Source organism: Methylobacterium sp. TK26 (assembly GCF_055361565.1).
This window is the reverse complement of sequence record NZ_CM143965.1, coordinates 801,220-827,950: the sequence shown is the minus strand read 5'-3', so window position 1 is coordinate 827,950 and position 26,731 is coordinate 801,220. Positions and strand designations below refer to the sequence as shown.

22 protein-coding genes are annotated in these 26,731 nt (G+C 70.2%); 10 read left to right on the top strand and 12 right to left on the bottom strand.

Annotated features, from left to right (window positions below):
• Positions 1 to 11: 11 nt before the first annotated feature.
• Genes urtB through ACXJ1Y_RS04065 form a run of 5 tightly spaced genes read left to right on the top strand, consistent with a single transcriptional unit; the run spans position 12 to position 5,102 of the window.
• A complete protein-coding gene (gene urtB, locus ACXJ1Y_RS04085) occupies positions 12 to 1,622 on the top strand; it encodes an urea ABC transporter permease subunit UrtB (RefSeq protein WP_463848885.1) in 1,611 nt (536 codons plus the stop codon).
• Entirely contained in the window at positions 1,619 to 2,719 is a 1,101-nt protein-coding gene (urtC, locus tag ACXJ1Y_RS04080) for an urea ABC transporter permease subunit UrtC (protein WP_463848884.1), read from the top strand. The genes urtB and urtC overlap by 4 nt, the downstream gene beginning before the upstream one ends.
• Complete coding sequence (locus ACXJ1Y_RS04075; RefSeq protein ID WP_463848883.1) at positions 2,716 to 3,426, top strand: ATP-binding cassette domain-containing protein; 711 nt, start codon at positions 2,716 to 2,718, stop codon at positions 3,424 to 3,426. Before urtC ends, ACXJ1Y_RS04075 begins: the two co-directional genes overlap by 4 nt.
• Positions 3,423 to 4,136: an urea ABC transporter ATP-binding subunit UrtE gene (urtE, locus tag ACXJ1Y_RS04070; protein WP_463848882.1), complete on the top strand. Its 714-nt coding sequence runs from the start codon at positions 3,423 to 3,425 to the stop codon at positions 4,134 to 4,136. Before ACXJ1Y_RS04075 ends, urtE begins: the two co-directional genes overlap by 4 nt.
• An 18-nt stretch (positions 4,137 to 4,154) precedes the next feature.
• Positions 4,155 to 5,102, top strand: a complete 948-nt coding sequence (locus ACXJ1Y_RS04065) for an acetamidase/formamidase family protein (protein WP_463848881.1) — start codon at positions 4,155 to 4,157, stop codon at positions 5,100 to 5,102.
• A 19-nt stretch (positions 5,103 to 5,121) separates the two neighbouring features.
• Here the strand turns inward: ACXJ1Y_RS04065 and ACXJ1Y_RS04060 are convergent, their stop codons facing one another.
• Complete coding sequence (locus ACXJ1Y_RS04060) at positions 5,122 to 5,475, bottom strand: transposase (RefSeq protein WP_463848880.1); 354 nt, start codon at positions 5,473 to 5,475, stop codon at positions 5,122 to 5,124.
• Between the two features lie 253 nt (positions 5,476 to 5,728).
• Here ACXJ1Y_RS04060 and ACXJ1Y_RS04055 point away from each other — a divergent pair, with 253 nt between their 5' ends.
• Positions 5,729 to 6,670, top strand: a complete 942-nt coding sequence (locus ACXJ1Y_RS04055) for a helix-turn-helix domain-containing protein (protein ID WP_463848879.1) — start codon at positions 5,729 to 5,731, stop codon at positions 6,668 to 6,670.
• A 23-nt stretch (positions 6,671 to 6,693) separates the two neighbouring features.
• On the opposite strand, the gene ACXJ1Y_RS04050 is transcribed toward ACXJ1Y_RS04055, so the two are convergent.
• Both ACXJ1Y_RS04050 and ACXJ1Y_RS04045 read right to left on the bottom strand, forming a co-directional pair.
• Positions 6,694 to 7,395 (bottom strand): sugar transferase, encoded by a 702-nt coding sequence (locus tag ACXJ1Y_RS04050; RefSeq protein ID WP_463848878.1) that lies wholly within the window; start codon positions 7,393 to 7,395, stop codon positions 6,694 to 6,696.
• A gap of 533 nt (positions 7,396 to 7,928) precedes the next feature.
• A complete protein-coding gene (locus tag ACXJ1Y_RS04045) occupies positions 7,929 to 8,915 on the bottom strand; it encodes a DUF808 domain-containing protein (RefSeq protein WP_463848877.1) in 987 nt (328 codons plus the stop codon).
• Between the two features lie 154 nt (positions 8,916 to 9,069).
• Here ACXJ1Y_RS04045 and ACXJ1Y_RS04040 point away from each other — a divergent pair, with 154 nt between their 5' ends.
• Positions 9,070 to 10,860 carry a thiamine pyrophosphate-requiring protein gene (locus tag ACXJ1Y_RS04040; RefSeq protein ID WP_463848876.1) on the top strand — a complete coding sequence of 597 codons (1,791 nt, stop codon included), beginning with the start codon at positions 9,070 to 9,072 and terminating at the stop codon, positions 10,858 to 10,860.
• A gap of 24 nt (positions 10,861 to 10,884) precedes the next feature.
• Here the strand turns inward: ACXJ1Y_RS04040 and ACXJ1Y_RS04035 are convergent, their stop codons facing one another.
• Entirely contained in the window at positions 10,885 to 13,869 is a 2,985-nt protein-coding gene (locus ACXJ1Y_RS04035; RefSeq protein ID WP_463848875.1) for a PAS domain-containing protein, read from the bottom strand.
• A 260-nt stretch (positions 13,870 to 14,129) separates the two neighbouring features.
• On the opposite strand from ACXJ1Y_RS04035, the gene ACXJ1Y_RS04030 reads away from it, so the two are divergent.
• Complete coding sequence (locus ACXJ1Y_RS04030) at positions 14,130 to 14,510, top strand: VOC family protein (RefSeq protein ID WP_463848874.1); 381 nt, start codon at positions 14,130 to 14,132, stop codon at positions 14,508 to 14,510.
• Between the two features lie 28 nt (positions 14,511 to 14,538).
• On the opposite strand, the gene ACXJ1Y_RS04025 is transcribed toward ACXJ1Y_RS04030, so the two are convergent.
• Entirely contained in the window at positions 14,539 to 15,111 is a 573-nt protein-coding gene (locus ACXJ1Y_RS04025) for a cell wall hydrolase (RefSeq protein ID WP_463848873.1), read from the bottom strand.
• Positions 15,112 to 15,732: 621 nt separating this feature from the next.
• Here ACXJ1Y_RS04025 and ACXJ1Y_RS04020 point away from each other — a divergent pair.
• Positions 15,733 to 18,987: a rhamnosyltransferase WsaF family glycosyltransferase gene (locus ACXJ1Y_RS04020; protein ID WP_463848872.1), complete on the top strand. Its 3,255-nt coding sequence runs from the start codon at positions 15,733 to 15,735 to the stop codon at positions 18,985 to 18,987.
• Here ACXJ1Y_RS04020 and ACXJ1Y_RS04015 read toward each other — a convergent pair.
• The 7 genes from ACXJ1Y_RS04015 to ACXJ1Y_RS03985 form a co-directional block, all read right to left on the bottom strand.
• Positions 18,984 to 19,142 (bottom strand): CsbD family protein, encoded by a 159-nt coding sequence (locus tag ACXJ1Y_RS04015; protein WP_463848871.1) that lies wholly within the window; start codon positions 19,140 to 19,142, stop codon positions 18,984 to 18,986. The genes ACXJ1Y_RS04020 and ACXJ1Y_RS04015 overlap by 4 nt on opposite strands.
• A 110-nt stretch (positions 19,143 to 19,252) precedes the next feature.
• Positions 19,253 to 20,554 (bottom strand): alpha/beta fold hydrolase, encoded by a 1,302-nt coding sequence (locus tag ACXJ1Y_RS04010; protein WP_463848870.1) that lies wholly within the window; start codon positions 20,552 to 20,554, stop codon positions 19,253 to 19,255.
• Between the two features lie 156 nt (positions 20,555 to 20,710).
• Positions 20,711 to 21,211, bottom strand: a complete 501-nt coding sequence (locus ACXJ1Y_RS04005) for a DUF427 domain-containing protein (RefSeq protein WP_463848869.1) — start codon at positions 21,209 to 21,211, stop codon at positions 20,711 to 20,713.
• A 74-nt stretch (positions 21,212 to 21,285) separates the two neighbouring features.
• Entirely contained in the window at positions 21,286 to 22,608 is a 1,323-nt protein-coding gene (locus ACXJ1Y_RS04000; RefSeq protein ID WP_463848868.1) for an MFS transporter, read from the bottom strand.
• 113 nt (positions 22,609 to 22,721) lie between these two features.
• Complete coding sequence (locus ACXJ1Y_RS03995) at positions 22,722 to 23,645, bottom strand: hydroxymethylglutaryl-CoA lyase (RefSeq protein WP_463848867.1); 924 nt, start codon at positions 23,643 to 23,645, stop codon at positions 22,722 to 22,724.
• Positions 23,642 to 24,859 carry a CaiB/BaiF CoA transferase family protein gene (locus tag ACXJ1Y_RS03990; RefSeq protein WP_463848866.1) on the bottom strand — a complete coding sequence of 406 codons (1,218 nt, stop codon included), beginning with the start codon at positions 24,857 to 24,859 and terminating at the stop codon, positions 23,642 to 23,644. Before ACXJ1Y_RS03990 ends, ACXJ1Y_RS03995 begins: the two co-directional genes overlap by 4 nt.
• Before the next feature lie 121 nt (positions 24,860 to 24,980).
• Positions 24,981 to 25,901: a LysR family transcriptional regulator gene (locus ACXJ1Y_RS03985; RefSeq protein ID WP_463848865.1), complete on the bottom strand. Its 921-nt coding sequence runs from the start codon at positions 25,899 to 25,901 to the stop codon at positions 24,981 to 24,983.
• Positions 25,902 to 26,056: 155 nt separating this feature from the next.
• On the opposite strand from ACXJ1Y_RS03985, the gene ACXJ1Y_RS03980 reads away from it, so the two are divergent.
• Positions 26,057 to 26,731 (top strand): DUF2490 domain-containing protein, encoded by a 675-nt coding sequence (locus ACXJ1Y_RS03980; RefSeq protein ID WP_463848864.1) that lies wholly within the window; start codon positions 26,057 to 26,059, stop codon positions 26,729 to 26,731.

Genomic DNA, 26,731 nt, shown 5'->3' with positions numbered 1-26,731 from the left:
CGGGGATGCCCGTGCTCCGCGCCGTCCTCGTCCTCGTCTGTCTCGCGCTCGTGCCGGCTCCCGCCGCCGCCGCGTCCCTCGACCGGGCGGGGTTCGTGGCGGGCCTGTGCGATGACGCCGCCGCGCAGGTTCGCGCCGCCGAGGGTCTGATCCAGTCCGCCGGAGAACTGCCGGCGGACGATCTCGCCTTCGCCGCCGGCCTCCTCGGCGCCCTCGCCGAGCGACGCCTCGCCTGCCCGGCGGACGGCGCCCTCCTGCTCGACCGGCCCGGCGCGTCCGAGGGGCGCGATGCGCTCACCGGCCTCGCGCGGGCGACCCCGGACGCGCGGGTGCCGGTCCTCGGGCTGCGCCAGCGCGCCGCCGTGGAGACGGCGCGCGGCGTCACCGCCCTGCTCACCGGCCCCGATCCGGCCGCGCGGGCCGCCGGCCTCGCCGCCGCCGAGCGGCGCATCGCCACCGTCCCGGCGGCTGTGCTCGACCGGGCGCGGGATGCGGAGAGCGATGCCGGATTGAAGGAGAGGATCACCGGCCTCGCCCAGGCGGCGGCCCTGTCGTCGCCCGATCCGGTTCGGCGCCGAGCGGCCATCGCCGCCGTGGCGGCCCATCCGTCGGGGGCCGCGAAGGCGCGCCTCGCGGCGCTGAAGGGCGACCCGGCCTACGCCGCCGACCCGGCCTTCCGGGCGGCCCTCGACGCCGGCCTCGCCACGGTCTCCCGCGCGGTGGCGGTCGGGGACGGCCTCGCGGTGGTCTATAACGGGCTGAGCTTCGCCAGCATCCTGTTCATGGCGGCGGCCGGGCTCGCGATCATCTTCGGGCTGATGGGCGTGATCAATCTCGCCCAGGGCGAGTTCATCATGCTCGGCGCCTACGCCACCTACGGCGTGCAGGAGGCCTTCCGCCGCCTCGCCCCCGGCCTCCTCGACCTCTACCTCGTCGCGGCCATCCCCGTGGCCTTCTGCGCCGTCGCCCTGGTGGGGATCGTGGTGGAGGCGCTGATCCTGCGCCATCTCTACCGGCGGCCGCTCATGAGCCTGCTGGCCACCTGGGCGGTGAGCCTGTTCCTCGTGAACCTCGTGCGCGTGACGGTGGGCACCCAGAACCTGCAATTCGTCATGCCCGCCTATGTCAGCGGCGGCGTGCCCCTCTACGCCGACTTCGTCGTGACCTGGAACCGGCTCTTCGCCATCGGCTTCGCGGCGGCGACCCTCGTCCTGACGCTCCTGATCCTGCGCCGCACGCCGCTGGGGCTCGACATCCGCGCCGTGACCCAGAACCGCGACATGGCCGCCTGCCTCGGCCTGCCGACCCGCCGGGTCGACCGCCTCGCCTTCGGGCTGGGCTCGGGCATCGCGGGGCTCGCCGGGGTGGCCCTCTGCCCGATCTACAGCGTCAATCCCGGCATGGGGTCGGGCTTCATCGTCGACAGCTTCATGGTCGTGGTGCTGGGCGGCGTCGGCAGCCTCCTCGGGACGCTGGTGGCGGCCCTGGGGATCGGGGGCGCCAACGTGCTGATCGAGCCGGTCTCCGGCGCGGTCGCCGCCAAGGTCATCGTGCTCGTGGGCATCATCCTGTTCCTGCAGCGGCGGCCCGAGGGGCTGTTCGCGGTGCGGAGGCGGCGATGAGCGGGGCCATGCAGACCGTCCTCGCTCCGCCGGCCGGCCCGGCCCGGCGCGCGGTGCGCGATCCCCTGGTCGCCGGCCTCGTCGGGCTCTGCCTCGCCGTCGCGGTGGGGCTCCTCGTGGCGCGGCCCGCGCCGTATCTCGTCAACGCGCTGGGCCAGCTCGCGGCCTTCGCGATCCTGGCCGTGTCCCTCGATCTGGTCTGGGGCTATCTCGGCATCCTCAGCCTGGGGCACGGGCTGTTCTTCGCCATCGGCGGCTACGTCTGCGCCATGCACCTCCTGTCCCACGGCGTGGCCGTGACGGGCGTGCTGCCGGACTTCGTGCAGTTCATGGGGTGGAAGAGCCTGCCGGCCTATTGGGCGGGGCTCGACCACCCGGCCTACGCCCTCGTCCTGGCGCTGGCGCTCGCCGGCCTCGTCGCCTTCCTGTTCGGGCTCGCCTCGTTCCGCTCGCGGGTCAACGGCGTCTATTTCTCGATCATCAGCCAAGCCCTCGTCTATGTCGCGATGCTGCTGATGTACCGCAACGACACCGGCCTCGGCGGCAACAACGGCATGACCGGGTTCCCGCTGCTGTTCGGCTGGCCGATGGGCTCCCCCGGCGTGGCCACCGGGCTGGCCGTCGCCGCCCTGGTGGCGCTGGCCGCCGTGCTGGCCGGCACGCGGCTCCTCGTCGGCAGCGCCGTGGGCCGGCGGATGCTCGCCTGCCGCGACGACGAGACCCGCCTGCGCACCCTGGGCTACAGCACCACCCGGCTGAAGCTCGGCATCTGGTGCCTCTCGGCCATGATCGCGGCCCTCGCCGGCATCCTCTACGTGCCGCAGGTCGGCATCATCAACCCGCGGGTGCTGGCGCCCGACCTCTCCATCGAGATCGCCGTCTGGGTGGCCATCGGCGGCCTGGGGCGGCTCGGCGGGGCGGTGATCGGCGCGGTGCTCGTCAACGGCCTGAAGTTCTGGCTCAGCGCCGCGATGCCGGAGGCGTGGCCCTTCATCCTGTCGGGGCTGGTCCTCGTCGTGGTGCTGGTCCTGCCGAACGGTCTGCTCGACCTCGTGGCCCTGCGCCCCCGCCCGACCTGGCTGCGGAGTTCCCGATGACCGGCCTCGTCATCGAGGCCCTGACGGTCGCGTTCGGCCGCTTCACGGCGCTGGACGGCGTCTCGCTGGCGGTCGATCCCGGCGAGGTGCGGGCCGTGATCGGGCCGAACGGCGCCGGCAAGACCACCCTGCTCGACGTGATCTCCGGCATCACCAAGCCGGTCTCCGGCCGGGTGATGCTCGGCGACCGGATCGACCTCACCACGCGGTCTGAGGCCGAGATCGCCCGGGCCGGCGTGCGGCGCAAGTTCCAGAAGCCCAGCGTCTTCCCGGCGCTCACCGTGCGGGAGAACCTGGAGATCGGCTGCGGACCCGCCGTCCCGGTGGGGGCGCGGGCCGGCCGCATCGCCTCCGTCCTCGGCGAGATCGGCCTCGGCCCCCGGGCCGACATCATGGCCGGCCGCCTGTCCCACGGGGAGAAGCAGTGGCTGGAGATCGGCATGGTGCTCGCCGCCGAGCCGGCCCTGCTGCTCCTCGACGAGCCCGTGGCCGGGTTGTCCGATGCCGAAACCACGCAGACCGCCGCGCTGATCCGCGCCCTGCGGCGGCCGGACCGGGCGATCCTGGTGATCGAGCACGACATGAACTTCGTCGAGGCCGTCGCCGACCGGGTGACGGTGCTGCACGAGGGCCGCACGCTCTACGAGGGCAGCCTGCGCGGCGCCCGGAGCGATGCCCGCGTCATCGAGGTCTTCCTCGGCCGATGACGCACTCAGCCACGCCCGCCCGCCTCACCGTCGAGGGGCTCGATCAGCATTACGGCAGCGCGCAGGTGCTGCGCGGGATCGCGCTCGCGGTCGAGCCGGGGGCCTGCCTCACCGTGCTCGGCCGCAACGGTGCGGGCAAGACCACGCTGCTGCGCTGCCTCACCGGCTCGATCCCCGAGAGCCGCGGCCGGATCGCGCTGGACGGGACCGACCTGACGCGCCTGTCCCCCGACCGGCGCGCCCGCGCGGGCCTCGCCTACGTTCCGCAGGGGCGCGAGATCTTCCCGGATCTGAGCGTCGCCGAGAACCTGCGGGTCGCCGCCCGCGCCCACGGGCTGGAGCGCACCGGGGCGGTGGACGAGGCGGTCGCCCTGTTCCCCGCCCTGCGCGGGCTCTGGCACCGGCCGGGGGGAAACCTCTCGGGCGGCCAGCAGCAGCAGCTCGCCATCGCCCGCGCGCTCGCCACCCGGCCCCGCGCCCTCCTCCTCGACGAGCCGACGGAGGGCATCCAGCCTTCCATCGTCGCCGCCATCGAGGGGGTGATCGCCGGGCTGAAAGGCCGGATCACCGTGCTGCTGGTGGAGCAGTACCTCGATTTCGCGCTCCGGGTCGCCGACACCGTGGTGGTGCTGTCGCGCGGCCAGGTCGTCGCGCGCGGCGATCCCGGAGCCTTAAGCCACGAAACCCTCACGCGGCACATCGCCGTCTGACAGTTGGAAGGAGCCGCCGTGCCCACCCATCACGAGATCCCCGCCACCCCCGACACGATGGTGCTCGGCTATTTCGACGCCGCGCTGCCGCCGGTCCTGACGGTCCAATCCGGCGACACCGTCACCCTGCATTCGCACCCGGCGGGCGGGCGCGAATGCCTCCACCCGGACCCGGCGCGGGTGCCGGCCGACCTGCTCCAGTCCCTCGACACGCTCCCCTCCGGCCCCGGCCCCCACTTCGTCACCGGCCCGATCCACGTGGAAGGCGCCGAGCCCGGCGACATGCTGCAGGTCGACATCCTCGACCTGAAGTTCCGCCTCGACTGGGGCTTCGTGGCGATCCTGCCGCTGCTCGGAACCCTGCCGGACGAGTTCACCGAGTACGAGACGATCCACGCCGACATCGACACCGCGCGCGGTGTCTGCCGCCTGCCCTGGGGCGCGGAACTGCCCCTCGATCCGTTCTTCGGCATCCTCGGCACCGCGCCGCCGGCGGCCTGGGGGCGGGTCGGCACGCCGGTGCCCCGGGCCTTCGGCGGCAACATGGACAACAAGGAGATGCGGGTCGGCACGAGTCTCTACCTGCCGGTGTTCAACCCCGGCGGCGGCTTCTACGCGGGCGACGGCCACGGCGTGCAGGGCGACGGCGAGGTGTGCATCACCGCCCTGGAGACCGGGCTGACCGGCACGTTCCGCCTGACCGTGCGCAAGGACCTGCCGGGCGCGTGGCCCTTCGCCGAGACGCCCACCGACCTGATGTCGATCGGCCTGCACGAGAGCCTCGACGAGGCGATGCGCCAGGCCGTGCGCGAGATGGTGCGCCTCGTCTGCGCGCGCACGAGCCTCACCCGCAACCAAGCCTACATGCTCTGCTCGCTCGCCGGGAACCTGCGGATCACCCAGACGGTGGACGGCAACAAGGGCGTGCACATGCTGATGCCCAAGTCGGCCCTCGCCTCGGCATGAGGCGGGACGGGCCTGCGTCTCAGTTCGCGCTTCGGACGAAGGCGAACCGGCCGACGCAGGCCTCGGCGCCGCGATGGCGCGGCACCGGCCGCGCCCCTACGGGGGCGGTGCGGGCCGGCTCCGGTCGCGACGGTTGCACGAGCAGCGCCGCCCGGAGCCGCTGCACCTCCGCCCGGAGGTCGGCATTCTCCCGCTCGACCTGATCGAGGCGGGCCACGCCGGCCGGTTTCAGCCCGCCGAGCCGCCGCCGCCAGCGATAGAAGGTGCCCGGCGAGACATGCGCGCTCGCGCAGATCGCCGCGATCGGGATGCCCCGCTCGGCCTCGCCCAGCAGGAAGGCGATCTCCTCGTCCGTGTGCAGGGACCGACGCATGCGGAACCTCCCGGTTCTTCGACCTCGAACGCGCATCGGGCAAGCAAGAATTGCACCGGGGACGCCGCGGACGGGAGCCGTGCATCCGCGTGGGATCGTATCCATTCGGACGTGACTGTATAGGCCGGCGGACGGCGACGGTTATGCAGTCAAATTAATTGCTATATTTTCCCAATAAAATAAAATTTCTGCGAAGCATCCAATATCGCTTCCAGCCATTGACGGGGGCCGGATTCCCATCGGAGCGAGCGTTTTGGCCGATCCACCCTTCGTCAAAACGTTCGTCCAGAGCACAGCGGACGTCGAACCGGGCCGCGCGTTCGAATACTGGCGGGACTCGCTTTCCGCATTGAGCGGCGTCGACATCCATACGACGAAGCCGACGTCGTCGTTCTCGGCCGGTCGCTTCATCGCCCGGGCGACCCACAGCGTCCTGCTCCACACGAAAAGCGATCAGGTCGGGGTGACGCGTCTGGCGCATCACATCCGGCGGGACGACGACGATGCGGTGGCCATCGCGATGCCCCTGTCCGGTCGCGGATACTTCGAGCAGGGCAATCGCGGCGCGCGGAAGGCCCCGGGCGATATCAGTCTCGTCGATACCAACCGCCCCTATCAGGCCGGGGCGTACGAAGCCTACGCCGAGTTGCGGCTGCGGGTGTCACGCTCCCTGTTCCGCACCCATGTCGGCGAGCCGGACGTCTATGCGGGACGCATGATCCCGAGCGGCCCGCACAGCGCCCTCTTCGCGAGCTATCTGCAGACCTATGCGGGTTTGGTCGGGCGGATGTCCGATGCCGAGGCGAAAGTCGCCATCGAGGGCGCGCTGCACCTCGTCCGCACCTTCACGGCCGCATCCGAAGGGCCCGTCTCATCCGAGGCGCTGCGGTCCCTCGCACTCGTCCATATCGAGCGCGGCCTCCATGACCCGCAATTCGGGCCGGACACGATGTGCAGGAGCCTGCAGGTGTCCCGCACCCGGCTCTACGCCGCGTTCGCGGACGGCGAAGGCGTCGTGGCGACGATCCGTGACGCGCGGCTCGACCGTGCGCGCACCTACCTGTCCCACCCGGCGCAGGCGCGCGAAAGCGTGGCCACGATCATGATCCGGTGCGGCTTCACCGATCCTTCGCTGTTCAGCCGCTCGTTCCGGCGGCGGTTCGGGATGGCGCCGCGCGATGTCAGGCCCCGCTGACCGAGGGGCCGGCGCCTCCCGGCTCACCGGCTGCCACGCTGGGCGAAGACGGCGGGAACGGTGCGGATCAGGATCACGAGATCCCGCTTGAGGCTCCAGCCGGCGGCGTAGGCGAGATCGAGCGCGACGCGCTCCTCGTAGGTGGTGTCCGAGCGGCCGGAGACCTGCCACAGGCCGGTGACGCCGGGCGGTACGGAGAAGCAGGCGGGGAAGGCCGAACCGTACCGCGCCATTTCGGCCTGCACGATCGGCCGGGGGCCCACGAGGCTCATGTCCCCGCGCAGGACGTTGATCAATTGCGGCAGCTCATCGAGGGATGTCTTGCGCAGCACGCGGCCGATGGCCGTCACGCGCGGATCGTCGGTGAGCTTGTGCGTGGCCTCCCATTCGGCCCGCGCCGCCGGGTTGGCAGCAAGATGGGCCGCCAGGGCCGCCTCGGCCTCCACCACCATGGTGCGGAACTTCAGGCAGCCGAAGGGCCGGCCCTGGCGACCCACGCGCCGGTGCCGGAAGATCGGCGACTTGCGGTCCCCCGCCCAGACCGCGCCGGCGACGAGGGCCAGCAGCGGCATGAGCAGGACGAGGGTGACGCCCGCCACGATCACATCAATGGCGCGCTTGGCGGGGCGCTGCAGCCATCCGCGCCCCTGCGAAACGGACACCGCCTCCGCTGGGACATAGGCCAAGGCCGCAGCGTCAGGGGCGATCGGCGCAGCAGGCGGCATGGTCCAGTCCTCCGGGTTGGCCCGTATCGGGTCTTGGTTTCGCGATGATCGAGACGCGATCGCTTAGTTTGGCGTATCGCCTCGCTGCGAGGCACGGCCGAACGTCTGATCCCAGCGCAGGGAGATGACGTTGCCCGACTTGTTTTCGGGGAGAACTTGGGCGTCGCTCCGACGCTTGCGCCTTGCCTGGCCGACCCAGCTGCGGATCAAGTCCGTGTCCCGGAAGCGCTGCGACCACCGGGCTTGCCGGACAGCTTTCGGCCGAGCGCAATTCCTGTCCGTCCGTCTCCCCGCCGACATCGCGTTAGGCCCTGTTCGCATGAGCTGAGCAAGGCGCGGTCAGCTCTTATCGGTCGCCGGAGCTGGGCGCCCTCTTTGGCATGCCTAATAGCAGATGAACGCGCTCCGTCATTTGACTGCGTGTCCTAAAAACTTGGCTGGGCGTCTCGGGGGCGGAGGGCGGCAGACGCTATACTAGTATAGCGTGCCGACACCGCCCCGGTCTCACGCGGTCAGTCCGACAAAGGAAACTCCTAACGGTGCCGAAGGCCCTTCAGGGCGTTCCAGGCCGGCGCGAGAACGAAGCTCGTCAGCGGGATCAGCAGCAGGCCCACGACCATCCCGATCACCCCCGACACCGCCGCCGTGACCAGCCACTCGACGAAGCCCTTAGCGACGGGGACGAACGAGGCCGCGCCGTCGGCGGCCACATGGGCGACATGGGCGGGCGCGGCGACGCCGTAGCCCTCCAGCCCGTGCATCAGGATCCCGCCGCCGACCCAGATCATCGCCGCCGTCCCGATGACCGAGAGGATTTGGAGCAGGACCGGCATCCCCCGGACCACGCCGCGCCCCAGCCCCCGGATCAGGCTCCCCAGCGGCGGCCTCGCCGTGCTGCGGGCGAGGGCGAGGCCCGCATCGTCGGCCTTCACGATCAGCGCCACCACGCCGTAGACGCCCACGGTGATCCCGATGGCGACGAGGGCCAGCACCGCCGCCCGCATCCAGAAACTGCCCTCCGGCAGGGCGGCCAGGGTGATCGCCATGATCTCGGCCGAGAGGATGAAATCGGTCTTGATCGCGCTCGCCACGCGGCGGTCCTCCCGCGCCTGATCGCCCCCGGCACCGCCCTGGTCCTCCTCCTCGCCGGCCGGGCCGTGATGGGGGAAGACGGCCTCGAAAACCTTCTCGGCCCCCTCGTAGCAGAGGTAGGCGCCACCCAGCATCAGCAGCGGCGTGATCGACCAGGGGGCGAAGGCGCTGAGCGCCAGGGCGCCCGGCAGGAGGATCAGAAGCTTGTTGCGCATCGATCCCAGGGCGATCTTGCCGACGATCGGCAACTCACGCTCGGCCGCGAACCCGACGACGTAGCGCGGCGTGACGGCGGCATCGTCGATGACCACGCCCGCCGCCTTCGTTCCGGCGCTGGCGGCCTGCCCCGCGACGTCATCCAGGGACGCCGCCGCCGTCCTCACCATGAACGCCACGTCGTCCAGCAGCGCAATCAATCCGACGCTCACACGATGTCTCCTCGTCGGGGTGAGATCCCCCCTACAGACGAACCTCGGCGCGGTTTGATCCGCCGAACGACGAGGCCGCCAGGAACTGGGTTTCCCACGGGTTGTTAGCGGGGACGAAAAGGTCGCCGCCGCGGCCCGCATGCAAGGACCCCCCATGGCAGAGGCCGTCGCCGACTTCTTCTGGAAGCGCCTCGCCGAATGGGGCGTGACCAAGATCTTCGGGTATCCCGGCGATGGCATCAACGGGCTTCTCGGCTCTCTCCAGCGCAATGATCTGCCCTTCGAGTTCATCCAGGTCCGCCACGAGGAGATGGCGGCCTTCATGGCCTCGGCCTATTCGAAGTTCACGGGGGAGGTCGGCGTGTGCCTCGCCACCTCCGGCCCCGGCGCGACCCATCTGCTGACGGGCATGTACGACGCCTATTCCGACCATGTGCCGATGCTAGCCATCGCCGGCCAGCAGGCGCGCAACGTCCACGGCGCGCATTACCAGCAGGAACTCGACCTCACGAGCGTGTTCAAGGACGTGACGGCCTACGTGCAGCAGGCGTCCTCCCCCGCGCAGGTCCGGCACATCGTCGACCGCGCCATGCGCATCGCCAAGGGCGAGCGGAAGGTGACGGCGATCATCCTGCCGAACGACCTGCAGGACGTCCCCTACGAGCCGCCCGTGCGCAAGCACGGCAACACCTTCTCGGGCGTCGGCTACACCGCGCCGAAGGTCGTGCCCTTCGAGGCCGACCTGCGCCGGGCCGCCGACGTGCTGAACGCCGGCAGGAAGGTCGCGATCCTCGTGGGCGCGGGGGCGCTCCACGCCACCGACGAGGTGATCGCGGTGGCCAACAGGCTCCAGGCCGGCGTGGCGAAGGCCCTGCTCGGCAAGGCGGCCCTGCCCGACGACCTGCCCTTCGTGACCGGCACGATCGGGCTCCTCGGCTCCAAGCCCTCCTCCGACATGATGGCCGGGTGCGACACCCTGCTGATGATCGGCTCCGGTTTCCCCTGGGCCGAGTTCCTGCCCGAGGAGGGGCAGGCGCGGGGTGTGCAGATCGACATCGCCCCGGCGATGCTGTCGCTCCGCTACCCGATGGAGGTGCCGCTCTGCGGCGACTCGGTCGAGACGCTGAACGCCCTGCTCCCCCTGCTGGAGCAGAAGAAGGAGGGCGGCTCCTGGCGCAAGGGCATCGAGAAGGGCGTCGCCGCGTGGTGGAAGGAGGCGGAAGACCGGGCCATGGCCAAGGCCAACCCGGTGAACCCGCAGCGCGTGACCTGGGAACTCTCCCCGCGCATGCCCGATCGGGTCATCGTGACCTCGGATTCCGGCTCCTGCGTCAACTGGTATGCCCGCGACCTGAAGATGCGCCGGGGCCAGATGTGCTCGCTCTCCGGGGGGCTCGCCTCCATGGGCGCGGCGGTGCCCTACGCCATCGCGGCGAAGGTGGCCCATCCCGACCGGCCGGTGATCGCGCTGGTCGGCGACGGCGCCATGCAGATGAACAACATGGCCGAACTGATCACGGTGGCGAAGTACCGCCACCGCTGGTCGAACCAGACCTTCGTCTGCTGCGTGTTCAACAACGAGGACCTGAATCAGGTCACGTGGGAGCAGCGCGTGATGGAGGGCAACCCGAAATTCGAGGCGAGTCAGACCATCCCGAACGTGCCCTACCACAAGTTCGCGGAGCTGATCGGCCTGAGGGGGATCTACGTCGATGACCCGGCTGAGGTCGGTGCCGCCTGGGACGAGGCGCTGGCGAGCCCCGTCCCGGTGGTGCTGGAGGTGAAGACCGACCCCGAGGTGCCGCCCCTGCCGCCCTTCTTCACCCTGGATCAGGTGAAGAGCTTCATGTCGATGCTCGGCAAGGGCGACCCGAAGGAGCGCCACCTGCTCGTGGACACCGCCCGGCAGATGCTGAGCTCGGTCCTGCCCGGCGACCGGAAATAGGTTCGCGCCGGAGCCGGCCCGGAATCAGGCCGCCGGGGCCGCCAGTGCGAGCCGGGTGCCGAGCACCCGATGCAGGATGCGGCCGAGCTGCTCGGCCGAATAGGGCTTGTGCAGCAGGGCGAAGCCGTGGTCGCTCTCCTGCGCGAGGACGTGGCTGTAGCCCGAGGTCAGGATCACCGGCAGGTGAGGCAGGCGCTGCTGCAATTCCCGGGCGAGGGCGACCCCGCCCATGCCCGGCATCACGACGTCCGAGAACACCAGATCGAACCCGTTCCCGTCGTCGCCGAGCCTTTCCAAGGCCTCCTCGGCGTTGCCGGCCCAGGTCGGCCGGTAGCCCAGATCCTCCAGGATCTGCGTCGCGAACTGGCCGACCCCGACATTGTCCTCCACGACGAGGACGCTCTGTCCGCAGCCGAGGGGGGCCAGCCCCTCCTCCCGCTCGCGCTCGCCCGTGGGCATCTCCGACACCGCCACCTCGGGCAGGTAGAGAGTGAAGGTGGTGCCCTCGCCGACGACGCTGCGGACATCCACGTCGCCGCCCGATTGCTTGGCGAAGCCGAAGACCTGGCTGAGCCCGAGGCCCGTGCCCTTGCCCACCTCCTTGGTGGTGAAGAAGGGCTCGAAGATCCGCCCGATCCGGTCCTGGGGGATGCCGATGCCCGTGTCGGTCAGGGCGATCGCCACGAAGGGCGTCCCGGAGCCGGCATGGCCCCGGACCGCCGGCAGCGCCGCGCCGCAGGTGACGCGCAGGATGAGGGTGCCCTCCCCGTCCATGGCGTCCCGGGCATTGACCGCCATGTTGACCAGCGCGGTCTCGAACTGGCTCACGTCCGCGCGGATGTGGCAGTTCGAATCCGGCGCCTCGATCAGCACCTGCACCCGCGCGCCCGTCAGGGTGTCGAGCATGTCGGCGATGGCGCGCACCCGCTGGCCGGCGCTGAACACCTCGGGCTTGAGCGCCTGCCGCCGGGCGAAGGCCAGGAGCTGCCCGGTGAGCTTGGCCGCCCGGTCGACCGTGTCCGACACGGCGTCAAGGTAGCGGCGCTTGCGGGCCTCCGGCAGGTCGGGCCGGCGCAGGAAATCCACCGACGAGCGGATGATCGTCAGAAGGTTGTTGAAGTCGTGCGCCACGCCGCCCGTGAGCTGGCCGACCGCCTCCAGCTTCTGCGATTGGCGCAGGGCCTCCTGGGCTTGCAGCAGCGCGTCCTGGCCGCGCAGCCGCTCCGAGACGTCCATGACGAACTGGTAGCAGCCGGTGCGCTCGCCCCGTTCGTTGCGCAGGGTGCGGAAGCTGATCTCGTAGGCCGGGCGCGCCCGGTCGGAATCGCCGAATTCCTGGACGAAGGTCATCTCCTCGCCCGCGAGCCCCCGCCCCCACCCGGCCTTCACCTGGGCCTGATGCTCCGGTTGGTCGGCCAGGAGGTCGAGCATGTTGTCGCCGACCTTGGGCCGCACGCCGTAGATGCGGGCGAACTCGTCGGCATTCGCCTGGTTGATGGCCAGGATGGTGTAATCGAGATCGGCCGCCATCACCATGATATCGGTGCGCTCGACGATCGTGGCGAACAGGTTGCGCTCGGCGGTGCGCTCGGAGACCTGCTGTTCCAGGGTCTCGTTGAGGTGCTGGAGCCGGCGCTCGCTCTCGGCCAGCCGCTGCTCGGCCTCCCGGCGCTCGCTGAGATCCACGGTGACGATCAGCAGGTTCCTGAAGCGCCCTTGCGCGTCGTCCAGGCGCCGGATGCTGCTGCTCACCCAGACCGGTGTGCCGTCGGGGCGGCGGTAGATCTTGTCGAGGCCGGCGCCGTACCCGGTCTCGACGGCCTGCGCCAGCGTCGCCGCGCTCTGCGCGACCGAGAGGGGATCGGTCACGTCGGCGACGCCCCGTTGCAGCAACTCCTCCGCCGGGCGCCCGAGGATGCGGCACAGTTCGGTGTTGACCCGCAGGAAGCGGCCCTCGGCATCCACCTCGGACAGGCCGACGGAGGCGCCCGCGAAGATCGCCGCCAGATGCTCCTCGCTCTCGCGCAGGGCGACCTCGGCGCGGGCACGCTCGATCGCGGTCTTGACGCGCTCGCCCACCTCCCGGATCAGCGACCCCTCCTCCGGGGTCCAGGCGCGCGGGACCGCGCTCTGCACCGCCAGCAGGCCGACCCATTCCTCCCCCCGGAACAGCACGACGTCGACGAAGGCCCCGACCTCGCGCGCGCCCAGGCCGGCCCGCGCTTCGGGGTTGAACCGGGGGTCCGAGGGGACGTCCTCGACGGCGACGACCCCGCCGTCGCGATAGGCGGTCAGGAGGTCGGGCCCGAAGGCCGCCAGCGAATGCCGGCCGACGATGGTGCCGACGCCGTCGATGTACTCGCGCTCGACCGTCATCAGGCTGCCGGCGATCTCGGCGTAGAAGACGCGGCTCGCGCCGACCCGCGCCCCGAGGCGATGGGAGGCCACCTCGGCGATCTCGGCCGGCGTGCTCAGGGGCCGGAGCGCATCGCTGAGAGCGAGGAGGAAGGATTGCCGCTCCTCGGTCTCGCGGCGGCGGCTTTCGCCGAGCGCGTGGCCCGCGCCTTCGGTGCAGGTGCCGTACAGGCCGTCCACGCCGCCGGCCGAATTGCGGACGGGCACGCAGGACAGAGAGACCCAGGGGCCGCCCGTGCCGTCCGCGTGGACGGCGCGGCCGGCCCAGGCCTCGGCCAGGAGGGGTTCCAGATCCGCCGCGACCGGGTGCCGGACCTCGCGATAATCGCGGCCGAGGGCGGCCGGATGCGCCCCCCCGAGGAGCCGGGCATAGGCGTCGTTGTAGAGGAGCCGTCGCTCCGGCCCCCAGAGGATGAAGGTCGGCTGGTTCGTGCCGAGCATGACGCCCACGAGCGTCGCGAGGTTCGCCGGCCATGTCGCGGGATCGCCGAGGGGGGACTTGGCCCAATCGTGCTCGCGCAGGGCCAGCCCCGTCGCGCCACCGTCCATCAGGCAGACCGGGATGCACATCGTCGCGTTCGGTCTCTCGTGCATCGGGTCGCGCCGGGCCGCCCGGGATCGCAGCCGCCGATTCGAAGCGTGGCACGATCGCAGTAAAGGAAGGCCCCTTCGAGGCAGACCCGGGAGCCCCGCCATCCGGCAGGCTACCTCAACGAGCGGTCTCACGAGTGATCGAGCTTGTCAAAGCCGCCGCTCCGTCGGCGCCGTCCGCCCGGACGTACCTGTACCATCGACGGTTGATCTCGCGCGCCGCGCAGCTAGCTGAGGCGGGAATCCACAGGAGGAGAGTGCCCGTGTTCAGTCACGTGATGGTCGGTACCAACGACATGGCCCGGTCGAAGGCCTTCTACGACGCCCTGTTCGCTGCCATGGGCGGCAAGCCGGGCCAGGAGGATCCGCTGGGCCGCGTGCTCTACTTCCATCGCGGGGCGCTGTTCATGATCAGCAAGCCCATCGACGGGCAGCCCGCCACCGTGAGCAACGGCGGCACGATCGGCTTCGGCGTGGAATCGCCGGAGGAGGCCGATGCGTGGCACCGGGCCGGGACCGAGAACGGCGGGACCGCCGTCGAGGATCCGCCGGGCGAGCGCAACGGCTCCGCCGGCCGGCTCTACCTCGCCTATCTCCGCGATCCCGACGGCAACAAGCTCTGCGCCCTCCACCGCCTCGGCTGAGCGGAAAGGGGAAGGCCGCGCGCCGGCCCTATCGGGCGGCGGGCGGCTCGGCGGCGGCGACCGGGATCGGCGTCGCCGCGAAGGGGGTGGAGACCTGCGTCCGGGGCGTCTTCTCGTAGAAGACGTTGCCCCCGGCCGCCGCCACGTAATGCATGTTCTTGTAGGGGAAGTGATAGCCGGCGGTGTGGAAGAACATCGCCTTCCCGACCTTGGGGTGCCGCTCGCCGGCCAGGACCGCATCGGCCACCTCGGCGATCCTGTCGAGGTCCTTCTCCTGCATCGGCTTCGTGAGCACGCCGCTGGCGAACTGGCCGGGCTGACCCACCACCGCGCAGATGCCGCCCGGAAACATCGCGGCTTCCATCCGGTTCATCACGACCGTGCCCACGGCCAGCAGGCCCTCGGCGTCGTTCCGCTTCGATTCGAAATACATCGCCCGCCCGAGGCAATCGCGCTCCTCGTCCGTGACCTGAAGGGCGGTCCTCTGGATGGCGAGCCCGCCCGTGGCGGTGGGATTCACGGAGTTGCAGGCGCTCAACCCGGCGCTCAGGAGCAGGATTCCGATCCGCGCTGTCGAAGAGATCGCCTCGGCACGTTGCATGCGGCTTCGCTGTCCTCTGCCAGGGAGGCTCCGCTCCCGGGTTGCTCGATGGTAGCCTCAACGTCTCGTCTACGGTCGAGCTTAACCGCCACTTCTGGGCGATGATGTGGCAAAGGTTCGAGGCGCTGGGCCGTGACGCGGGAATCGAAATCCGCTATTACGGCGCCTTATCCCCAGTTTCCCTGCTTGCAAATCGCTCACGCGAGCCGCAAAACATTCGCGCCTCCTGTCCGTGTAAGATCACGACGAATAGCGAATGCGTATGGGTGCGGCCGGGCGAAAGACATGGGACTGTTCGAAGCGCTATTTGTATTCGGCCACCGTGATTTTGACTTGGCCCTGATGCGGGCCAGCATGCTCTTTGACGAAGAATTCTATATCGGCCGATATGGGCTTCGCGCGGGAATTGACGGGGTCAGGCATTTCTGTAGGCGAGGATGGAAACACGGTTACGATCCATCGCTATTTTTTGACACCGTGTTCTATCTTGAAAAATACCCCGACGTCCAAAGATCGGGGCTGAATCCCTTGGTCCATTACCTGAGATTCGGCGCGCGGGAGCGGAGGGTCCCAAGCCCGTTCTTCGATATCGATGCCTTCTGCGAGGCGCATCGGGACAGGATGGCACCCGATGCCAATCCCGCCGAACTCTGCATCGCGTGGTATGGCAGCTACGAGTGGGCGGAGCGGCTGGGATCGTCCACGGACGTCGGCCCCGAGGTGGCGGCACTCTTCCGCAAGCATTTCGATGAAGCGTTCTACCGTTCCATGAACCCCGATGTCGAAAGATCGGGGATGAGGCCGTACGAGCACTTCATCGCCCACGGGCAACACGAGGATCGCGATCCGGCGCCCGGTTTCGAAATCTACGAATACAAGCGCGAAATCTTGAGGAGCCGGCCGCCCTACACCAATCCCCTCGTGCATCGCGTCCGGATCGCCGACCGGGTGGGCGCGCCGGGCTACGGGGCGAACGGGATCGTGCTGGATCCCGTATCCGCCGATCCGCCGGGGGGCCTCACGCTCGGCGTCCACGCGCATTGCTACTATCCCGAACTCATCGCGGAGTTGCTGCCGCGCTTGCGCTCGCTGCCGCCCATGGCGGTGGCCGTCATCACGGTCGTCTCCGAAGCCGACAGGGTGTTCGTCGAGAACGTCTGCCGGCGGGACTGGCGGGACGGGCGGTATGAGCTCCGCGTGGTGCCGAACCGGGGGCGCGACCTCGGCCCGCTCCTCGTCGGGTGCCGGGACCTATGGTTCGATTACGACATCCTGCTCCACGTCCACACGAAGCGCAGTCCGCATGTCGCTTGGGGCGACGATTGGCGCCGCTACCTGTTCGACCAGACGATGGGATCGCCTGCCCTCGTCGCCACGATCCTGCGGACCTTCGCGGACGCGCCCGATCTCGGATGCCTGTTCCCGCGAAACTTCCACATGATCCGTCGCTACACGGCGGAGGAGGCCAATGCCGGCAGGATCGATGCGGCGTTGCGCCGGCTCGGCCACGACGGCTTCCCCTGGCGGGGCAGCGATTACCCGGCCGGCGCGATGGCGTGGTACCGCACGGCGCCGCTGCGGCCCCTCATCGACGCCTACGGCACCCTCGAACGCTTCGAGGACGAGCGCGGCCAGCTCGACGCGACCTTCGCCCACGTCCTCGAACGACTATTGCCGATCGTGGTCCGCGCGTCGGGAAGCCGGGTCGTCAGCTACATCACGCCCCGCCGGGCGCAGCCGGCGCCCCTGGCCGGTCTCCCGATGCGGGAGGATTCCGCTGCCACCGTGCCGGCGCGATGGCAGCGCGACACACCGCGCATCGCCCGCCACCCGCTCCAGCCCCTCGCCCCCCTCGCCCGGGTCCACGACGCGCGGGCCCTCGACATCCACTGGATCATCCCCTCCTTCGGCCGAGGCGCGGGCGGGCACATGACGATCTTCCGCATGGTCGAGCGCCTGGAGGAGTTCGGGCACCATCAGACCGTCTGGATCCAGAATGCCGTCACCTTCCGCGATCAGGCCGCCGCCAGGACGGCGATCAGGGACTGGTACAGGCCCATCGGCGAGAGGGTCCATGTCCGCTTCCTCCCGGAGGACGTGCGGGAACTGGCCGGCGATTGCCTGATCGTCACCGATTGCTGGACCGCCTTCCCCGCCGCGCAGGCGCGGAACTTCAAGGAGCGGTTCTATTTCGTGCAGGATTACGAGCCGAGCTTCCATCCGATGGGAGAGCTGCAGCTTCTCGCGGAATCGACCTACGATTTCGGCTTCCCCACCCTCTGCGCCGGCCGGTGGCTGACCGACCTGATGAGCGCGCGCGGCCTCTGGGCCCGCAACTGGGACCTCTGCGCCGACCACGAGGTCTATTATCCGGGGCCGGCGCGGAACGTGCCCCCGAAGGTCCTGCGCATCGCCTTCTACGCCAGGGGCTACACGCCGCGCCGCGCGGTCGGCCTCGGGTTTGCGGCTCTGGAAGACCTGCATCGGCGGGGCGTCGCCTTCCACGCCGACCTGTTCGGCGAGGCCAACCTCGCGGTCCCGTACGACTTCCCCCACACGCAGCACGGCATCCTGAGCCCGGAGGCCCTGGGAGACCTCTACCGGGACAGCGATATCGGGCTCGTCTTCTCGGCGACCAACTATTCGCTGATCCCGCTGGAGATGATGGCCTGCGACCTGCCGGTGGTGGAGATCGACGCGCCGAGCACCCGCGCGATCTTCCGCGACGGCGAGGTGAGCCTCGCCAAGCCCCTGCCCCACGCCATCGCCGACGCGATCGAGGCGCTGATGGCCGATCCGCAGCGCCGGGAGCGGCAGCGGCGGAAGGGCCGCGACTTCGTGGCGACCACGTCCTGGGCGCGGAGCGCGCGGATGGTCGAGGCCGCCCTGTTCGAGCGGCTGGGGGAGCGCGGCTTCAGCCCCGTCGATCCGGAGCGGTGCCTCGCGCCGAACGTCCATCGCGGGCGGCGGGTGTCGGTGTTCATCCCGACCTTCAATGCGGGGCCCGAGTTCGCGCGCGTCCTCGACGCCGTCCTCGGCCAGCGCTGCGCCTTCCCCTACGACCTGCTCGTCATCGACAGCGGCTCGACGGACGGCACGCCCGATCTCGTCCGCCGCCGCCGGGACCCCCGCCTGCGGCTGGAGACGATCCCGAACGCGGAGTTCCAGCATGGCCGGACGCGCAATCGCGGCATCGAACTGACGGACGGGACCTTCGTCGCGATCCTCACGCAGGACGCCCTGCCCCGGAACGACCTCTGGCTCGCCTACCTGATCTCGGGCTTCGATCGCGGGGCGCGGGTGGCCGGCGTGATCGGCCGGCACGAGGCCTATCCCGAACACGACGCCTTCATCCGCCGCGACCTGACCGAGATGTTCGACGCCCTCGCCCTGCTGCCGCCGGTCATCGACCGCGAGACCGGCCTGCCGAGCTTCTTCCATCCCGGCGGCGGCCTGTGGCGCCGGGTGCGGCAATTCTATTCCGACAACAACTCCGCCATGGCGCGGGCCGCCTGGGCGGTCCTACCCTATCCCGAGATCCCGTGGGGCGAGGATCAGGTCTGGGCCGACGAGATGCTACGGGCGGGCTTCCAGAAGGCCTACGTGAACGAGGCCGTCGTCTTCCACTCACACCCGATCGCGTGGACCCGGCACGCCGCCACCGCGCGGACCGAGGGCGCGTTCTGGGGGCGGCATTTCGGCATGGATCTCCATCCCGAGCCGCAGGCCGCCATCGCCGCGATGGATGCCCGCGACGAGGATTTCGCCTTCCGCCACGGCCTCGCCGCGCAGGACCTCGCGGCGCGCAAGCGGCACAACCGCGCCACCGTCGAGGGGCGCGCGGCCGGCTACGCGGAGTCCCTGCGCCTGCATTAGGCCCCCCGGCCCGCCTTGTCCGGGGCGGCCTTGGAGCCCTGCTTCTCGCGCTGGCCCTCTTCCGCGATCCGAGTATCGCCGGTGAGCTTGCCGATGGCCTCCTTCACCGAACCTTTGAGATGGTTCGCGGACGGCTTGTCCTTGTCTTCGGCCATGGGCGACGCGTCCTGTACGGGGCAATCCTGCTCGACAGGGAGATGTGCCGGCACATCGCGCCTTCAATGGTGAGTTTGTACCGGTGACGGCGTGCCGAATGCGGGGCCGGTCAGGCGGTCGCGGGCAAGCCGAGGAGCGAGGCATCCTCGGAGAGGACCCGGTCGCGCAGGCTGCGGGGGCCGAGGGTCAGGGCGAAGATGTCGAACACGCCGGCATGGTCGTTCGCCATCAGGAACTGGAAATGCATCCGGAAGGGGCGCAGGCGGATGCGCTCGTAGGTCTGCCGGTTGATGATCTCGGCGAACTTGGCCGAGCGGATGATCGGGTTCGCCATCTCGCCCTCGGACAGGCCGAGGGGCAGGTCGCGGGCCGGGTTGAAGCCGGGGAAGTTCATCCAATCCTGCGGCGCCTGAAAATCGACCCAGCTCAGCCGCCGCGAGGTCACGAGCTGCGCCACCGCCGCCCGCGTGGCGCGGGCGTCGGGCTGCAGGGCCACGATCGGCAGGCAGGAGCCGAGGGTCAGGAGCGAGAGGACCGGGCCGCCGGCCTCCCCGAGGGTCGGGTCTTCGCCGAGGAGGCGGACCGCGAGTTCGACGGCGGTCAGCCCGCCGGTCGAATGGCCGACGATCATCACCTCGTCGGCTTGGCTCTCGCGGATGCGGGCGCGCATGTGCGCGGTGAAGGCCTCCACCCGCGCGTCGTAATCCGGCCGTTTCCCGCACGCGTGCTGCCAGTGGAAGACGCAATCGTGCATCAATTGCCAGAGGAAGGCGCGGTCGAGGCGCGGCGCCAGAAACCTCAGGCCGACCAAGCTGGCGACGATCCCCGCCAGCAGGGCGAACCAGCCCGGCAGGCCGAACCCGTGGTGCAGCACCCCATGCCCGGCGAAGCTCGACACGAGGAGCGCCACCAGCAGCAGGATCGACCCGACGAACGGGTACAGCATCACGTTCGCGCATTTCCAGCTGGTGCGGTAGAGGCCGGCCAGCGTGCCGTTGACGGCGAAGTTCAGGGTCGCCCAGGCATTGAGGCCGATGCCGACGACGCGCGGCTTGCCCATGTCCCGGCGGACGAGGTCGCTCCAGAGGAGGAGGTCGTACTCCGTGCGGGTGCGGCCGCCCCCGGTCTCGACGACCCAGCTCTGGCGGTTGCCGTCCTCGCTCGCCGTCGGGCAGCCGACCTTCGGCATCGGGACGCCGAAGACCTTGGCGTAGCGGCTGATTTCCCGCAGGAACAGGGTGTGGTAGCGGCGCTCGGAATCGGGATCGTAGCCCGGTACGTAGAACAGCAGGCGCCGCGCGACGGGCCCATCGGGCTCCCGGGAGGTAAGGGGCGGTGTGAACGCGATGGTTCTCGTCCGGACGGGCTCGCAGACCCGTTCCGGCCCGGCGCTCATCGCGTCGGTTTGCATGGTTTCAGCTCTGACTTCGTGTGTGACGACCCGAAAACACGTCGTAAACCCTCGTCACAAGTCAGACGTTATCGGCAATTGAAGCCTAGACCGTCAATGAACGATCAGGACCGGTCGCCTCAAGACGCCCGGGTGCGGCAGGACAGATACAGTCCGTCACCAGCCCTGGCTACCGGGTCCGCCCTTGAACGGGCCGACGATGCGCGGGGTGATCCAGCCGCCGTAGAAGCCGCCGGGCTGGGGCGTCACGAGGTCGTCGCCGACATGGCAGGATTCCATCGGCGCCGCGTAGAAGGCGACGTGGTTGGCGATTGGCGCGAAGTCCGGGGTCGGGGTCGGGTAGGCCCAGGCCGCCTGCGGCGCCCGGCGGGTCGGCCCGACCACGTCGAAATGGATCGCCCTGCCCTTCCATTCGCAGAAGCTGCCGCTGGCGATCCGGGCGAGGCTGCCGGAGGCGATGTCCTCCGGCGGGATATAGTAGGTCGGCGGATGGCTCGTCTCCAGCACCCGCCAGCCCCGCGTCGTGTCGGCGATGGTCATGCCGTCGAAGACGATGCGCAGGCGCTCCGGCACGGATTCCAGCCGGGGCGGGCGCGGGTAATCCCACACGCTCTCCTGGCCGGGGCCGACGGGAAGGGGGTTCGGATGCGGGGCCATGGGCATGCGGGTCCTGAGGGGAACGCCGCAGGGCCATGTAGGGCGCCGCACCCCGGGGAGGATGCGGCGCGGGGTCAGAGGCCGCGATCGTTCCGGCGCAGGCTCGCCGGGGTGGCGAACAGGAGCAGCGCCGCCGCGACGAGGCAAAGGACGCCGATCCCGTAGAGGGCCGGGGTGGTGGAGCCGGTGAGGTCCTTCACCCAGCCGACCGCCACGGGGCTGACGATGCCGCCGAACTGGCCGAGCGTGTTGATGAGGGCGATGCCCCCGGCCGCACCGACGCCGGTCACGAGCTTGGCCGGCAGGGTCCAGAAGGTCGGGATCGAGGCGACGATGCCGGAGCCGACCAGCGCCAGGGCGATCATCAGGGGCACGATCTGCTTGTCGAACAGGCCGGCGGCGAAGAAGCCGAGGGCCGCCGCGATGGCGAGGCCCGCGACGAATTTCGGCCGCTCGCCCGAGGCGTCGGACAGGCGCCCGACCACGACCATGCTGATGGCACCGCAGATGTAGGGGATGGCGGTGAGGAAGCCGACCGAGGCCGCCGACCCGCCCGTGGCGGTCTTGATGAGGTCCGGCCCCCAGAAGTTCAGGCCGTAGGAGCCGATCTGCAGCAGGAAGTAGACGAGCGCGATGAGCAGGAAGCCCGGCAGCTTGACCGCGCCCCAGAGGGAATGGTCGCCGATATCCCGGTTGTGGTGGGCGATCTTCGAGGAGAGGAGGTCCTTCTCCTCCTGCGACAGCCAGCGCGCGTCGGAGATCCGGTCGTCGAGGCGCAGGAACACCAGCACGCCGAGGAGGAGGCAGGGCAGGCCGCCGGCCAGGAACAGCCATTGCCAGCCGGCAAGACCCATCACGCCGTTGAGCCCGCCGAGGATCAGCCCCGCCACGGGGGCGCCGAAGATGCCGGAGAAGGCCGAGGCCACGAACATGAAGGAGGTGACGCGGCCGCGGAACGAGGCCGGGAACCACAGGGTGAGGTAATAGAGGATGCCCGGCGCGAAGCCCGCTTCCATGGCGCCGATGAGGAAGCGCAGGGCGTAGAACTGCCACTCGGTGCTGATGAACACCATGAGCGCCGTGGCGATGCCCCAGGAGATCATGATGCGGGCGATCCAGCGCCGCGCCCCGACCCGGTAGAGGAACAGGTTCGAGGGCACCTCGAAGATCACGTAGCCGACCACGAACATGCTCGCCCCGAGCCCGTAGGCGACGTTGCTGAAGCCGAGGTCGCTCTGGAGCTGGAACTTCGCGAAGCTGATGTTGATGCGGTCGAAGAACGCGAACATGTAGCAGATCATGATCAGCGGCATCAGCCGCCACGCGGCCTTGCGGACCACGCTGCTTTCCGTGACTTCGGCCACGCCCGCGAGCGGGCTGGTGCTGACGGCACTCATTTCGTTTCCTCCAGGACTTCGGGCGGGTCGCGGCTGGCGTGCGACCTCACGCCGGCCGGCGCCGCTTCTGTGGCGGCGTCCGGTCGGGACGGGGTTTGCGGGGGGCGAAGGGCTCAGGCGGCCTGCGGGATCGAGTGAAGCTCGCAAGGGCGCCCGGCCTTGGCGACCTGCCCCGGCACGTCGTGCCCGACGAGGCGGGGCAGGTCGCGGGAGAGGCCGATCAGGGCTTCGAGGTCGAGGCCCGTCGCGATGCCCATCTCCTGGGCCATGTTGGCGAGATCCTCGGTGCAGATGTTGCCCGTGGCCCCCGGCGCGAAGGGGCAGCCCCCGAGGCCGCCGAGCGCCGCATCGAACCGGCGCGCCCCGACATTGTAGGCCGCCAGCACGTTGGCGAGGCCAAGGCCGCGCGTGTTGTGGAAGTGGAGCGTCAGCTTCGAGGCCGGCACGAGGGTGAGCGCCCGCGCGACCAGCGCCTCGACCTGCCGGGGGTTGGCCATGCCGGTCGTGTCGGCGAGGGTGACGTTCTCGACGCCGAGAGCGAGGTAGCGCTCCACCTGCGCCATCACCTTGTCCGCCGGCTGGTCGCCCTCGAAGGGGCAGCCGAAGGCCGTGGCGACGGTGGCGTTGGTGGAGACGCCGGAGCCCTTCACCGCCTCCATGATCTTGCCGAAGCCTTCGATCGAGGCGGCGGGCGTCATGCCCATGTTGGCGCGGTTGTGGGTCTCGCTCACGGAAGCGACGAGGTTGATCTCGTCCACCTTGGCGGCGAGCGCCCGCTCGGCGCCCTTGGGGTTCGGCACCAGCGCGACGTAGACCGTACCGGGGCGCCGCCCGATGCCGGCGAAGACCTCGGCGGCGTCGCGGAGCGCGGGCACGGCCTTCGGCGAGACGAAGGACGAGACCTCGATCCGCGAGAAGCCGGTGGCCGAGAGGGCGTCGATCAGGGCGATCTTGTCGGCGGTCTCCACGAAGACGGGTTCGATCTGGAACCCGTCGCGGGTGGCGACCTCCTGGATCAGCATGGCATCCCCGGTCATTGGACGGCTCCCTCGCGGCGCAGGCGCGCGATGGTCTCGGGGTCGCGGCCGAGATCGGCCAGGACGTCGTCCGTGTGGGCGCCCAGCGCCGGGCCCTGCCAGCGCACCGAACCCGGCGTGCCGGAGAGCTTGGGAACGATGCCCGGCATCTTCACGGTGGTCCCGCCGGGCAGTTCCGCCTCCAGGATCATGTCGCGGGCGGCGTAATGCGGGTCGGCCACGATGTCGGCGACCGAGTAGATGCGGCCCGCCGGCACGTCGGCGGCGTCGAGGACCTCCAGGGCCTCCTCGACGCTGCGCGCCCGGGTCCAGTCGGCGATCACCCCGTCGAGCATTGCCGCCACGGCGCTGCGGCCGTCATTGCCCCGCAGGGACGGGTCCTCGGCGAGGTCCGGGCGGCCGATGGCGGTCATCAGGCGGCGGAAGATCGGGTCCGAATTGCCGGCGATGACGACGTAGCCGCCATCCTGGGTGGGATAGGTGTTCGAGGGCGTGATGCCCGGCAGCGCGCCGCCGGTGCGGGTGCGGACCTCGCCCAGCAGGTCGTATTCCGGGACGAGGCTTTCCATGACGTTGAACACGCTCTCCACGAGCGAGACGTCGATCACCTGGCCGGCGCCGCCGCCGGTCTTGACGTGGAGCAGCGCCATCAGGGCGCCGATCACCCCGTGCAGCGAGGCGAGGGTGTCGCCGATGCTCACGCCGACGCGGGCGGGCGGGGAATCCGGGCTGCCGGTGGTGAAGCGGATGCCGCCCATCGACTCGCCGATGGCGCCGAAGCCCGGCCGGTCGCGATAGGGGCCGGTCTGGCCGTAGCCGGAGATGCGGACCATCACCAGCTTCGGGTTCAGCGCCGAGAGCACATCCCAGCCGAGGCCGAGCTTTTCCAGGCCGCCGGGGCGGAAATTCTCCACCACGACGTCGGCGCTGCGGACGAGATCCTTCACGACCGCGAGGCCGTCCGGCGATTTCAGGTTGATCGCGATCGACTTCTTGTTGCGCGACTGCAGATACCACCAGAGCGAGGTGCCCTCGTGCATCTTGCGCCACTTGCGCAAGGGATCGCCGTCGTTCGGCGGCTCGACCTTGATGACCTCTGCGCCGAATTCGGCGAGGATCTTGGTGGCGAACGGTGCCGCGATCAGCTGGCCGAGTTCGAGAACGCGGATTCCAGCGAGCGGGCCCTGGGACTGGGCGGTTGCCGAGCTTGCCATGGTTGCTGAGCTTGCCATGAGCGCTCCTCCATCATTGGTTGATGGAAGAATAGTTCATCGCTCCCGGTGGGTCTAAACGCCATGCGCGAGCCTGCGTTCTCCGCGGGAGAACGCTAAGGCGTCAGCCGGCCGCCCTGCGCAGGTGTTCGAACAGCAGCGCAGGGGCCGGCGTCAAGGCGCCCGGCCGGACGACGAGGAGAAGCGTGCGCTGCGCCCACGGATCGGTCAGCGGCACGGCGGCGACGCGCATCTGCGGCCCGAGCAGGGCGTAGACCCCCTCCGGCACGACGCCGAGTCCCATCCCGGCCTGCGCCATCCGGCAGATCGCGTCGAAGCTCGGCACATGGATGCGCAGCTTCAGGGGGCGTCCGAGGCGGCGGGCCTCGTCGCGCAGGGCGGCGTAGATCGAGCTTTCCCGGTGCATCCCGACATGGTCGTGGTCGAGGGTGTCGGCGAGCGCCACGGAGTCCCGCCCGGCGAGCGGATGGCCATCCGGGACCACGAGAACGAGGCGGTCGCTCCGGTAGGGGTAGGCGTCGAGCGAGCGGGTGTCGGTGCCGCCCGCGCAGATGCCGAGGTCGGCGGCGCCCTCCTCCACCCCGGCGACGACGCCGCTGCTCGGGCGCTCCTCCAGGTCGACGCGGATCTCCCCCTGCGCGGCGAGGAAGGCCTGAAGGTCCTCCGGCAGGAACTCGACGATGGCCGAGAGGTTCGCCAGCACCCGGACGAAGCCGCGCACGCCGCGCGCATGCTCGGCGAGTTCGAGGCTGATCTGCTCGGCGCTCGCGAGCATCCGGCGGGTGTGGTGGAGCAGGGTCTCCCCGGCCGGAGTGGGTCGCATCCCCTTGGGCTCGCGGATCAGCAGGTCGCAGCCCAGCGCGCGTTCCAGTTCGGCGAGGCGCTTGCTGACCGCCGAGGGCGCGATGGCCGCCCGCCGGGCGGCGCCGTTCAGCGTGCCGTCCTCGCAGATCGCCACGAAGAGGCGCAGGGTCTTGAGATCGAGGCGGTTGAGGATGGATGGCGTCGCAAGCCCCGTCACCATGGCCCGCCCCGTCGCCTCCCGGAGCCCGGTTTATCGCGGGCGGGGTTCGCTGGCGTCAAGGCTCGGCGGAGGTGTCCGTCGCGCACAACCTTGACGGTTCGTTGCCGGGGAGGGACACCAACGCGCACGGGTGGGGAGCGATGTCGGCGATGGGGATGCGTCTGGTCAGGCCTGTGTTGCCGGTGGTGGCGGCCCTCCTCGGCGCGGCCGCGCCGGCCGCCGCACACGACGCGCAGCTGTGGTTCAACACCACCGTCTTCGGCTCCATCGACGATGTCGCCTTCTTCGCCGAGATGCAGCCGCGCTTCGGCAACGGCATCTCGCAGCTCGATCAATTGATCCTGCGCCCGGCCGTGGGCTGGAAGGTCACGAAGGACCTCACGCTCTACCAGGGCTACGCCTACGTCCAGGATCGCGGCATGGGCCCGGTGCAGGTGGAGGACCGCTCCTTCCAGGAGGTTAACTGGAAGCTCGGGGAGATCAACGGCCTGAAGACCTCCTCCCGCACCCGCTTCGAGCAGCGCTGGCGGTCGGACGGGAAGGACGTCGCCTTCCGGGTGCGCGAGCAGATGCGCGTCGCCGCCCCGCTCACCGACAAGGCGGGCGCCGTGTCGGCGTTGGGCTCGGCGGAGGTGTTCGTCGCCCTCAACGATGCCGATTGGGGGCCGAGGGCGGGGTTCGACCAGCTGCGCACCTTCGCCGGGATCGAGGTGCCGATCGGCGGCCAGTCCACCGTCGAGCTCGGCTACCTGAACCGGCTGATCCAGATGCCGGGCAACGGGCTCGCCACCGACCACATCCTCTCGGTCAACCTGTTCCTGCGGCCCTGA